This is a genomic window from Pseudomonas sp. RA_105y_Pfl2_P56 (assembly GCF_963970845.1).
GTDB classification, from domain to species: Bacteria; Pseudomonadota; Gammaproteobacteria; order Pseudomonadales; family Pseudomonadaceae; genus Aquipseudomonas; species Aquipseudomonas baetica_A.
In genome coordinates this window covers 28,239-40,284 of record NZ_CAXAPL010000032.1, presented here as the reverse complement: position 1 = coordinate 40,284, position 12,046 = coordinate 28,239, and the positions used below count along the sequence as shown (strand labels likewise).

The window sequence follows — 12,046 nt, the reverse complement described above, 5'->3', positions numbered from 1 at the left end:
ATCATGATCGCGAGCCTTACCCCACCTGTTGCGGGCAAGACCGGACGCCCCGAGCTGCTGCTGATCTGCGGCAGTTCGCTGACCGTGTTCGCGATTTTGTGCATCGTCACTTTTCTACTGATCCGTGAGCACGCCAACGCTCAGGAAACGGCCACCCGCAGTGCCACGACCATAGCCCAGTTGATCGACGCCGACGTGCTGCGTACCGTCGAGCTGTACGACCTGACGCTGCAAGGTCTGATTGCCGCTGCACAGCGCGACGACTTGCAAGCGGTCTCGCCGCAAATCCGCCATCTGGCGCTGTTCGACCGCTCGACCACTGCACGCTTCAAGGGCGACATTCTGTTGCTCGACAAACACGGCGATGTGATCGCCGACTCTTCAAGAGTCGAACCTAAACCCGGCAATTTCGCCGACCGTGATTACTTCCTGGCCCATGCGTTCAACCGCGACGTCGGCATGTTTATCAGCCGTCCGTTCAAGACCCGTTGTGATTGCGATGAGGCCAACCAATGGCGGATCAGCTTCAGTCGGCGGGTGTCCTCGGACACTGGTGAGTTCATCGGCGTGGCTGTGGCGTCGATGAAACTCGATTACTTCGAGCAGTTGTTCAACAGCCTGAATATCGGCAACGACAGCACACTCAACATCATCAATAACGATGGCGTGTTGCTGGCGCAGAAACCTTACCTGCAAAGCGACTCTATCGGCAAAAGCTTCGGCAACCGGCCCAACGTGCTGCGCATACTGCGCGACAGGGACGGCAGTGGGAGTTTCAGCAGCACATCGAGCATGGATCAACAGCAGCGGCTCTACACCTATTCGCGGGTCGGCAATTTGCCCCTGGTGGTCATCGTTGCGCTGTCCGGCGATGAAGTCTTCGCCACTTGGCGGCGTACGGCGATGCTGATCAGCGGCGCCACGGGGGTGTTGTGTCTGGGGTTGTTGTGGCTGACCTGGCTGCTCGCCCGCGAACTGCGCCTGCGCCAACGGGCCGAACGGGATCTGGCGCAACTGGCTGCCACGGACGCACTGACCGGTCTGGCCAATCGGCGGATGCTCGATCAATCGCTGCGCCACGAGTGGTTCCGCGCCCAGCGTGCGGGCAAACCATTGTCGGTAATGATGATCGATGCCGATCACTTCAAGGCCTTTAACGACCGGCATGGGCACCAGGCGGGTGACCAGGCATTACGCGAGCTAGCCAAAGTCATCACGGCGAACGTGCGGCGGCCGGCAGACTTGGTGGCGCGTTATGGCGGCGAGGAGTTTTCGGTGATTCTTGCCGAGACCGACAGTCATGGCGCGCAGCAGATTGCCGAACATATTCGTGAGGCGGTGGAACAATTGCCGCTGGTCGACGGGGCGCAGGTGCCGATGACGGTGAGTATCGGTATCAGCACCTGGACGGCAGCGAGCGAGATGACGCTGGAGCAGTTGCTGTTTGCGGCGGACAAGGCGTTGTATCAGGCCAAGGAAGGTGGACGCAACCGAGTGCTGGCGGGCTGAGTTCTGTTTCAAACAATAAAAAAAGGCCACCCAAAGGTGGCCTTCAAAAAACTAGAGAGGTTTTTTACTTACACCGCCGCAACAGGGCGCATGTAAGAGATGGGTGCGGTGCTGGCGTCTTCGAACGTCACCACTTCCCAAGCATCTGTCTGCTCAATCAACTTGCGCAGCAACTGGTTGTTCAGTGCATGACCGGACTTGAAGCCTTTGAACTCACCAATCAGGCTATTGCCCAGCAGGTACAGATCGCCAATGGCATCGAGGATCTTGTGCTTCACGAATTCGTCTTCATAGCGAAGGCCGTCTTCGTTCAGTACGCCATCGGCATCGACCACGATTGCGTTTTCAACGCTGCCGCCGAGTGCGAGGTTGTGCTTGCGCAGGTACTCGATGTCACTCATGAAACCAAAGGTACGGGCGCGGCTGACTTCTTTTACGAACGAAGTGCTGGAAAAATCCACGCTTGCACTTTGGGTGCGGTCCCGGAAAACCGGGTGATCGAAATCGATCTCGAAGCTCACCTTGAACCCTTCGAAAGGAACGAAAGTGGCGCGCTTGTCGCCGTCTTCCACTGTCACTTCACGCAGGATGCGGATGAATTTCTTGGCGGCGTCCTGTTCTTCCAGGCCAGCCGATTGAATCAGGAATACGAAGGGTCCAGCGCTGCCATCCATGATCGGGACTTCGGACGCGGAGAGCTCGACGTAGGCGTTATCGATGCCCAGGCCAGCCATGGCCGAGAGCAAGTGCTCTACCGTGTCCACTTTGACGTCGCCGTTTATCAGCGTCGTCGACATAGTGGTTTCACCGACGTTTTCCGCGCGGGCAGGAATCTGCACCACAGGGTCGAGGTCAGCGCGACAAAACACAATGCCAGTGTCGACAGGCGCAGGCTTGAGGGTCAGGTAGACCTTCTCCCCGGAATGCAGGCCTACACCTGTGGCACGGATAATATTTTTCAGTGTGCGTTGTTTAATCATGGCTTGGGCCGCTTCAGCGCAAATTGCGAACTGGTATCAACAAAGGCTGGCGATGATAGCAGACCGAACCTTTGCTGAACACCAATCACCTTCATAGGCCTGATACATTCCATCAATCGGCCTGACGACGCAGGAATGCCGGGATATCCAGGTAGTCCAGGTCATCTTGCGGATTCATCTTCGCGGCAGCCGCAGCACCGGCCTGAGCCTGGTTGCGCATGACGGTCGGACGGTCCAGATCACGGTAGTTCACCGCTGGCGCTTCCTGACGGGCCGGAGCCGGTTGCTGCACCTGAGAAGCCGCCATCGAGGTGTGAACGGTATTGTCGATAACCTTCACAGGCTTCTCGATCTTCGCGCCCAGACCGGTGGCAACCACGGTGACGTGCAGTTCGTCGCGCATGTCCGGATCGATAACGGTACCGACCTTGACCATGGCGTGCTCGGAAGCGAAGGCTTCGATGATGCTACCCACGTCGGAGTACTCACCCAGAGACAGGTCAGGACCGGCGGTGATGTTCACCAGAATGCCGCGTGCGCCTTGCAGGTTCACGTCTTCCAGCAGCGGGTTGCGAATGGCCGCTTCAGTGGCTTCACGTGCACGGTTCGGACCGCTGGCGCAGCCAGTGCCCATCATCGCCATGCCCATTTCGCTCATCACGGTACGCACGTCGGCAAAGTCGACGTTGATCATGCCCGGACGCTTGATGATGTCGGAAATACCGCGAACGGCACCGGCCAGTACATCGTCAGCCTTGGCAAAAGCCGACAGGAGGCTTGCGTCTTTACCGAGGATGGTCAGCAGCTTCTCGTTAGGAATGGTGATCAACGAGTCGACGCTTTCGGACAGCATGCGGATGCCTTCGTCGGCGATCTGCATACGCTTGCGGCCTTCGAACGGGAACGGACGCGTTACGACAGCAACGGTCAGGATGCCCATTTCCTTGGCCACTTCGGCAATGATCGGCGCAGCACCGGTACCAGTACCACCGCCCATGCCCGTGGTGATGAACACCATGTTGGTGCCGGCCAGCACTTCAGCAATGCGCTCGCGGTCTTCCAGAGCAGCCTGACGGCCGACTTCCGGATTCGCGCCGGCGCCCAGGCCTTTGGTGACACCTGTGCCCAGTTGCAGGATGGTACGCGCGCCGATGTTTTTCAGCGCTTGAGCATCAGTGTTGGCGCAGATGAATTCGACGCCTTCGATGTTGCTCTTGACCATGTGATTGACAGCGTTGCCGCCGCCACCGCCAACACCGATAACTTTAATTACCGGGCTTGCGGGGATGTTGTCTACGAGTTCGAACATTTTCCCTCTCCTTACGTTCTCTAGTTTTTTCGCCTACTGCATTTTGTTGCGGTGTTGCGGTAAAGCTTTAGAAGTTGCCTTGAACCCACTTCTTCAATCGATCGAGCAACGGCGCCTGTGGCTCCTCGCTGCTGTAGCTGTCGCGGCTGCCGATGCCGGAGAACGAAACCCCGTCGGACTGCTTTTGCAGGCCGTACATCAACAAGCCAACGCCCGTGGAATAAATCGGATTGCGCACCACGTCATCCAGACCTTTGACGCCATGCGGCACGCCCAGACGAACCGGCATGTGGAAGATTTCTTCGGCCAGTTCGGTGGCGCCTTCCATCTTCGAAGTACCGCCGGTCAGGACGATGCCGGCCGGGATCAGGTCCTCATAGCCGCTGCGACGCAGCTCGGCCTGGATCAGGGTGAACAGTTCGTCGTAACGCGGCTCGACCACTTCGGCCAGGGCCTGACGCGACAGCTCGCGTGGTGGACGGTCGCCGACGCTCGGCACTTTGATGGTTTCGCCGGCACCGGCCAGTTTGGCCAGGGCGCAGGCGTAACGGATCTTGATTTCTTCGGCGTACTGGGTCGGGGTGCGCAACGCCATGGCGATGTCGTTGGTCACCTGGTCACCGGCAATCGGGATCACCGCCGTGTGGCGAATCGCACCTTCGGTAAAGATCGCGATGTCGGTGGTACCGCCGCCGATGTCGACCAGGCACACGCCCAGCTCTTTTTCGTCGTCGGTCAGGACCGAATAGGCCGAAGCCAGTTGTTCGAGAATGATGTCGTCGATTTCCAGGCCACAACGGCGCACGCATTTTTCAATGTTCTGTGCGGCGTTGACGGCGCAGGTGACGACGTGAACCTTGGCTTCCAGACGCACGCCGGACATGCCCAAAGGCTCGCGGACACCTTCCTGGTTATCGATCACGTAATCTTGCGGCAGGGTGTGCAGCACGCGCTGGTCAGCCGGGATCGCCACGGCCTGCGCAGCGTCCAGGACACGCTCAAGGTCAGCAGAGCTCACCTCACGGTCACGAATCGCGACGATGCCGTGGGAGTTCAGGCTGCGGATGTGATTGCCGGCCACGCCTACGAACGCCGAGTGAATGCGGCAGCCCGCCATCAATTGGGCTTCTTCGATCGCACGCTGGATCGATTGCACGGTGGACTCGATGTTCACCACCACGCCTTTTTTCAGGCCGCGGGACGGGTGCGTACCGATACCGACGATTTCCAGCGTGCCGTCGTCCGAGACCTCGCCTACCAGCGCCACCACCTTGGAGGTGCCGATATCCAGACCGACGATCATTTTGCCGCTTTGCACGTTTGCCATGGGTCCTGCCTCTTCTTAATTCTTCGCGACAGCCGGTTGGGCTGTCGTCGGCGCTACAGGTTCCCGCCAGCCAACAGCAAGGCCGTTGGCGTAGCGCAGATCGATGCGCGCAATGTTCGTAATCTGGTCTTTAAGCGTCTTGTCATAGATGGCGATGAAGCGGCGCATCTTTTCCACCAGGTTGCCGCGTCCCAGCAGCAACTCGATGCCGGGGCCTGAACTGCCGGCGCCGGTGGTCAGGAACCAGCTACCGCGCTCACGCAATTCCAGGCGGGCAATCGAGAAGCCCATCGGTCGCAGCATCTGGCTCAGCACCTGGTATTGCTGCATCACTTGCTGTTGGGCCCGTTGAGGACCGAACAGCTGTGGCAAGTGTTCGTAGTTCGCCAGCTCTCTGGGCGTAAACGCCTGGCCCTGGTTGTTGAGCAACGACTCGTCGCCCCAACGGGCCACCGGCAGTTGCTCTTCGAGGCGGATCACCACTTGATCCGGCCACACGCGGCGCACTTCGGCGTGGGCGATCCAGGGCATTTGCTCCAGTTCTTTGCGCATGCCCTCCAGGTCGATGGTGAAGAAGCTCGCCGCCACATACGGAGCGATTCGCTGCTGCACCGCTTGCTGACTGATGTAACTCAGGTCGCCCTGGACAGCGATCTTGCTGATCGGCCGGTCGGCGTAAGGCAGCAGACGCTGGGCGCCTTCGTAAGTACCGAAACCGAGCACTAACAGCAGCACCGGCCAGAACAGACTTCTCAGAAAGCCGAAATTGGCTTTTGGCAGGCGCGCGGACATCGGCTCTTTGGCCACCATTCGGCTGGCACCCCGCGGCACCGGCTTGCGACCGGGTGCGGGTGGCTGATGTCTGAGCTGAGCGCCTTGCATCGTCTTAACCTCGAGCGTCTTCAACACTGGCGGCCAGAATGGCCAGAACCAGTTGCTGGAAATCCAGACCGGCAGCACGGGCTGCCATCGGCACCAGACTGTGATCGGTCATGCCCGGTGCGGTGTTCACTTCCAGAAACCAGAATTGCCCGTCGGCGTCCTGCATCACGTCCGCCCTGCCCCAACCGGCAATACCCAGCGCCTCACAGGCCTTGGCCGTGAGTTCCATGAGTTCCTGTTCCTTGGCGGCATCCAGCCCGCACGGAATGCGGTACTGGGTATCGTTGGCGATGTACTTGGCGTCGTAGTCGTAGAACGTGTGCGGTGTACCCAGGGCGATAGGAGGCAACACCTGGTCACGCAGGGTGGCGATGGTGAACTCCGGACCTTGAATCCATTGCTCAACCAACACTTGCGAATCGTAGGTACTGGCCGCTTTCCATGCGTCGATCAACTCGGACGCAGAACTCACTTTGGCCATCCCGATACTTGAACCTTCATGGGCCGGTTTGACGATCAAAGGCAAGCCCAGTTCCGTCGCAGCAGAAATACAATCGGCTTCGCTGCACAGCACGGCGTGACGCGGCGTCGGAATCCCGAGGCTGTGCCAGACCTGCTTGGTGCGCAGTTTGTCCATTGCCAGTGCCGAGGCCAGAATGCCGCTGCCGGTGTACGGAATGCCGGCGCATTCGAGCAAGCCCTGCATGCTGCCGTCTTCACCGCCACGGCCGTGAAGAATGATGAAGGCACGGTCGATTTTTTCGCTCAGCAGACGCTGCAGAAAGTCTTCGCCGACGTCGATCCCGAACGCGTCCACACCCGCGCTTTGCAGCGCCTCAAGCACGGCATTACCCGATTTCAGCGAAACCTCACGCTCGGCACTCAAGCCACCGAAGAGCACGGCGACGCGGCCGAAGTCTTTCGGCGCAATAGTAGAGAACAGCTTGGCGTAGGCAGCAGTCATTTCAACTTCCCCTCGACCGACGCCGCCACGGCGCCAGCGAACAACTCACTTTTCAACAGTTTGGGTGCAAGACCGCCGATATCGCCGGCGCCCTGGCACAGCAGAATGTCGCCGGCACGCAGCAACGGCTTGACCAGCGGTGCGAGGTCAACACCGCGTTCGATGTAGATCGGGTCGAGCTGACCGCGCTGGCGGATGCTGTTGCACAGCTTGCGGCTGTCAGCGCCCGGGATCGGCTCTTCACCGGCCGGATAGACTTCCATCAGCAGCAGCACGTTGGCGTCGGCCAGTACATTGACGAAATCGTCGTACAGGTCACGGGTGCGGCTGTAGCGGTGCGGCTGATAGACCATCACCAGGCGGCGCTCCGGCCAGCCACCGCGTACGGCTTTAATAACCGCGGCGACTTCGGTCGGGTGGTGACCGTAGTCGTCGACCAGCATCACATTGCCGCCGTCCACGGGCAGTTCGCCGTAGACCTGGAAGCGTCGACCGACACCCTGGAAGCCCGACAGGCCCTGGACGATGGCTTCATCGCTGACGCCTTCGTCGGTGGCGATGCAGATGGTCGCCAGCGAGTTCAGCACGTTGTGATTGCCCGGCATGTTGACCGACACTTCCAGCGGCTCACGGTCTGGACGCAGCACGGTGAAGAAGGTTTGCATGCCTTGCTGGCGCACATTGATCGCGCGCACGTCGGCGTCTTCGCTGAAGCCGTAGGTCACGGTCGGACGTTTGACCTGCGGCAGAATTTCGCGCACCACCGGATCGTCCAGGCACATCACTGCCAAACCGTAGAACGGCAGGTTGTGCAGGAACTCAACGAAGGTTTTCTTCAGTTTGTTGAAGTCACCGTCGTAGGTCGCCATGTGGTCGGCGTCGATGTTGGTGACCACAGCCACCAGCGGTTGCAGGTGCAGGAAGCTGGCATCGCTTTCATCCGCTTCGGCGATCAGGTAACGGCTGGTGCCGAGCTGGGCATTGGTGCCCGCGGCATTCAGACGACCACCGATGACGAACGTCGGGTCCAGGCCACCGGCGGCGAACACCGAAGCGATCAGGCTGGTGGTGGTGGTTTTGCCATGGGTGCCGGCCACGGCGATGCCGTGGCGGTAGCGCATCAGCTCGGCGAGCATTTCGGCACGCGGCACCACCGGGATGCGGCGTTCCAGCGCGGTCGCCACTTCCGGGTTGGAGGTGTTGACGGCGCTCGACACCACCAGCACGTCGGCGGCAGCGGCATTCTCGGCACGGTGGCCGATAAAAATGTGGGCGCCGAACGATTCCAGACGCTCGGTGACCGGCGAAGCTTTCAGGTCGGAACCGGACACTTCATAACCCAGGTTCAACAACACTTCGGCAATGCCGCACATGCCCACGCCGCCGATACCGACGAAGTGGATGCGACGGATGCGGCGCATTTCCGGTTGTGGCATGGCTTTCTGATTCTCAACCATGGGACACCTCCAGACAGGAATCGACCACACTACGGGTGGCATCGGGTTTCGCCAGACGGCGGGCCGCTTGGGCCATTTCTTCAAGTCGTTGCGGTTGCATCAAGACCTCTGTCAGGCGCGCGGCAAGGTCCGCGGCACCAGTCGTTCTTTGCGGCATCAGGAAGGCTGCGCCTTCACGGGCCAAATATTCGGCGTTGCGGGTCTGGTGATCGTCGATCGCGTGGGGCAAAGGCACCAGCATCGAGGGCAGACCGGCGGCAGCCAGCTCACTGATGGTCAACGCGCCTGCGCGGCACACCACCAGGTCGGCCCAGCCATAGGCTTGGGCCATGTCTTTGATGAACGGCTGCACCTGCGCATCCACGCCGGCAGCGCGGTAGCGCTCTGCAGTCACTTCATCGTGGTTTTTGCCGGCCTGATGAAACACTTCCGGGCGCAAATCGGCAGCAACTTGGGCCAGGGCTTCAGGCAGCAATTTATTCAACGGCTCTGCACCAAGGCTTCCGCCCAGGATCAGCAAACGCGCTTTGCGACCCGCCAGAGCAGGTCGCGGTGTTTCGAGGAACAGCTCGCTGCGCACCGGGTTTCCGGTGGTACGGCGGGTGTCCGACAGAGTAAAGGTGTCGGGGAAGGCTTCACACACCCGGGCGGCGAACGGCACCAGCAACCGATTGGCGGTGCCGGCCACGGCGTTTTGTTCGTGAACGATCACCGGCACGCCGGCCAGCTTCGCGGCAAGACCACCGGGGCCAGTCACATAACCACCGAAGCCGACCACGCACACCGGACGCAGCTTGCGAATGATCGCCCGCGCCTGCCAGACCGACTTGAGCAGCATGAACGGCGCCTTGAGCAGCGACAGCTTGCCCTTGCCGCGCAGGCCAGTGGCGTTGATCCGATACAGTTCCAGCCCGGCCGCCGGGACCAGTTCGTTCTCGATCCCGCGTGGCGTGCCGAGCCAGTGCACGGTGTAGCCGCGCGCCTGAAACTCGCGGGCACAGGCCAGCGCCGGGAACACGTGGCCGCCGGTTCCGCCGGCCATGATCAATACGTTAGCGCCCATGATTCGGCTCCTCGGCGAAGTCGCTCTCATGGAATTCCATCTCTTCGCTGCCCAGGTGGGTTCGACTCTCCCACTCGATCCTCAACAACAAACCCAGGCAGGCACAGCAGATCACCAACGAACTGCCGCCATAACTGAGGAACGGCAAGGTCAGGCCCTTGGTTGGCAGCAGGCCGACGTTCACACCGATGTTGATCAGGAACTGACCAATCCACAGGAACGACAGACCGTAAGCCACGTAAGCGGCGAAGTACTGTTTGGCCTTCTCGGCCCACAGACCGATGTACATGCCACGGATACACACGAATACGAACAGCGCCACGGTGCACAGCGAACCCACCGCGCCCAGCTCCTCAGCCAGTACGGAGAACACGAAGTCGGTGTGCGCTTCCGGCAGGTAGAACTGCTTCTGCACGCTGTTGCCCAGGCCAACGCCCAGCCATTCGCCACGACCGAACGCGATCAAGGCTTGCGACAATTGATAACCGGCGCCGAACTGGTCGGCCCACGGGTCGGCGAAGTTGGTCAGACGTGCCATCCGGTACGGCTGCATCTGAATCAGCAAAACCACGGCCCCGACCGCCAGCACCACCATCAGCGAAAAGCGGAACAAGCCGACTCCGCCAAGGAACAGCATGGCCGCGGCCGCGCCCATCATCACGACGGTGGCGCCGAAGTCCGGCTCCATCAGCAACAGCCCCGCCATCGGCAGCAGCACGATGAACGGCTTGAAAAAGCCCATCCAGCTCTCGCGCACTTCTTTCTGGCGCCGCACCAGGTAACCCGCGAGGTAGATCACCACGAACACTTTGGCGATTTCGGATGGCTGAACGTTGAAGAAGCTGAAACCGATCCAGCGCATCGAACCGTTCACTTCCCGGCCGATGCCCGGAATGATCACCATCACCAGTAGACCGAACGCACCGAGCAGCATCAGCCAGCCCAACCGTTGCCAGGTGGCAATTGGAATCATCATGGTGATGATGCAGGCGCCAAGGCCCAGCGCCACATAGATCAGGTGGCGAATCATGTAGTACAGCGCACTGCCCGACTGCGCGGCGGCCACTTCGGTGGACGCCGACGCGATCATGACCAGGCCGAGACCGAGCAGCGCCAGGCACCCGGCGAGCATCGGGAAATCGAGGTCGATCCCGCGCCCGGTGATGATCGGCGACGGATACGGTTTGATGATGTTTCTCAGGCTCATGTCAGTTCCTCCACGGCGCGGACGAACTGGTGACCACGGTCTTCGTAATGCTTGAACATGTCGAAACTGGCGCAGGCTGGCGACAGCAGCACGACATCGCCCGGTTGGGCAGCGGCGCGGCATTGCTCGACGGCCTCAACCAATGACGTTACGCGGATCAGTGGAACGGCGTCGCCGAGGGCGGCGCCGATCCTGTCGCTGTCGCGGCCCATCAGAATCACGGCACGGCAGTGGGCGGCGACCGGATCACGCAGATCGTTGAATTCGGCCCCCTTGCCATCGCCACCGGCGATCAGCACGATCTTGCCGTCGATGTCCGCACCCAAGCCCTCAATGGCCGCCAGCGCGGCGCCAACGTTGGTGGCTTTGGAGTCGTTGTAATAAGCAACGCCGTCCAGATCGCGCACCCACTGGCAGCGGTGTTCGAGGCCGGCGAAGTTGCGCAGCGCTGCGAGCATCGCGTCGAACGGCAGACCGACCGCATGCCCGAGCGCCAGGGCCGCCAGAGCGTTGGACTGGTTGTGTGCGCCGCGAACTTTCAGCTCGCGCACCGGCATCAGGTTCTGGAATTCAAAGGCCAGGTATTTCTCGCCGTCTTCTTCCCGGATACCGAACGCCTTGAAATCCGGTTTGCTCAGACCGAAGGTCCAGCACGGCTGGCCCTCGCCGATCAATGGCCGCGTCAGTGCATCCTGACGGTTGACCACAAATTGCCTGGCACCACGGAAGATCCGGTGCTTGGCCAGGTGATAGGCCGGCAGACCGCTGTAGCGGTCCATGTGGTCTTCGCTGATGTTGAGTACGGTCGCCACTTCGGCGTTGAGCTGGTCGGTGGTTTCCAGCTGGAAACTCGACAGTTCCATCACGTACAGCTCGATGTCGTCGCTGAGCAGGTCCAGCGCGGGGGTGCCGAGGTTGCCGCCTACTGCGACACGTTTGCCGGCCGCCATCGCCATCTCGCCAACCAGGGTGGTGACCGTGCTTTTCGCGTTGGAACCGCTGATGGCCACGATTGGCGCCTGTGCGTTACGCGCGAACAACTCGATGTCGCCGGACAGTTTCACGCCACGGGCGGCAGCGGCTTGCAGGGCCGGGGTCGCCAGCGCCAGGCCGGGGCTCACGTAGAGCTCGTCGGCACGGCACAGGAATTCGACGTCCAGCTCGCCACAACGCACTTCCACGTGCGGATAGTCACGCTTGAGCGTGGCCAGTTCCGGTGGATTGTCCCGCGTATCGGCGACGGCAAACGACGTGCCCCGGCTCGCCAGGAAGCGAACCAGGGACATGCCGCTCTTGCCGAGGCCGACAACGATGCGGAAGTGGTCAGAAGCGATCAGAGACACTCGTT

The 12,046-nt window shown here is 60.9% G+C and carries 10 protein-coding genes; 1 reads left to right on the top strand and 9 read right to left on the bottom strand.

The window, feature by feature from the left end:
- The first annotated feature begins 3 nt into the window (after positions 1 to 3).
- Positions 4 to 1,509, top strand: coding sequence for a sensor domain-containing diguanylate cyclase (locus AACY11_RS20430; protein ID WP_339432150.1), 1,506 nt, complete (start codon positions 4 to 6; stop codon positions 1,507 to 1,509).
- A gap of 68 nt (positions 1,510 to 1,577) precedes the next feature.
- Here AACY11_RS20430 and lpxC read toward each other — a convergent pair whose 3' ends face one another.
- From lpxC to murD, 9 genes are all read right to left on the bottom strand, one after another.
- Positions 1,578 to 2,489 carry a UDP-3-O-acyl-N-acetylglucosamine deacetylase gene (lpxC, locus tag AACY11_RS20425; RefSeq protein ID WP_007916984.1) on the bottom strand — a complete coding sequence of 304 codons (912 nt, stop codon included), beginning with the start codon at positions 2,487 to 2,489 and terminating at the stop codon, positions 1,578 to 1,580.
- Positions 2,490 to 2,601: 112 nt separating this feature from the next.
- Complete coding sequence (gene ftsZ, locus AACY11_RS20420; RefSeq protein ID WP_221731503.1) at positions 2,602 to 3,798, bottom strand: cell division protein FtsZ; 1,197 nt, start codon at positions 3,796 to 3,798, stop codon at positions 2,602 to 2,604.
- A 67-nt stretch (positions 3,799 to 3,865) separates the two neighbouring features.
- A complete protein-coding gene (gene ftsA / locus AACY11_RS20415; protein ID WP_047303071.1) occupies positions 3,866 to 5,125 on the bottom strand; it encodes a cell division protein FtsA in 1,260 nt (419 codons plus the stop codon).
- 15 nt (positions 5,126 to 5,140) lie between these two features.
- Positions 5,141 to 6,007 (bottom strand): cell division protein FtsQ/DivIB, encoded by an 867-nt coding sequence (locus tag AACY11_RS20410; RefSeq protein ID WP_339432151.1) that lies wholly within the window; start codon positions 6,005 to 6,007, stop codon positions 5,141 to 5,143.
- Between the two features lie 4 nt (positions 6,008 to 6,011).
- Positions 6,012 to 6,971 (bottom strand): D-alanine--D-alanine ligase, encoded by a 960-nt coding sequence (locus AACY11_RS20405; RefSeq protein WP_339432152.1) that lies wholly within the window; start codon positions 6,969 to 6,971, stop codon positions 6,012 to 6,014.
- Positions 6,968 to 8,428 (bottom strand): UDP-N-acetylmuramate--L-alanine ligase, encoded by a 1,461-nt coding sequence (murC, locus tag AACY11_RS20400; protein ID WP_339432153.1) that lies wholly within the window; start codon positions 8,426 to 8,428, stop codon positions 6,968 to 6,970. Before murC ends, AACY11_RS20405 begins: the two co-directional genes overlap by 4 nt.
- A complete protein-coding gene (gene murG, locus AACY11_RS20395; protein WP_339465300.1) occupies positions 8,421 to 9,491 on the bottom strand; it encodes an undecaprenyldiphospho-muramoylpentapeptide beta-N-acetylglucosaminyltransferase in 1,071 nt (356 codons plus the stop codon). Before murG ends, murC begins: the two co-directional genes overlap by 8 nt.
- Entirely contained in the window at positions 9,481 to 10,698 is a 1,218-nt protein-coding gene (gene ftsW / locus AACY11_RS20390) for a putative lipid II flippase FtsW (RefSeq protein WP_401162174.1), read from the bottom strand. Before ftsW ends, murG begins: the two co-directional genes overlap by 11 nt.
- Positions 10,695 to 12,041 (bottom strand): UDP-N-acetylmuramoyl-L-alanine--D-glutamate ligase, encoded by a 1,347-nt coding sequence (gene murD / locus AACY11_RS20385; protein WP_339495600.1) that lies wholly within the window; start codon positions 12,039 to 12,041, stop codon positions 10,695 to 10,697. The genes ftsW and murD overlap by 4 nt, the downstream gene beginning before the upstream one ends.
- Positions 12,042 to 12,046 lie beyond the last annotated feature (5 nt).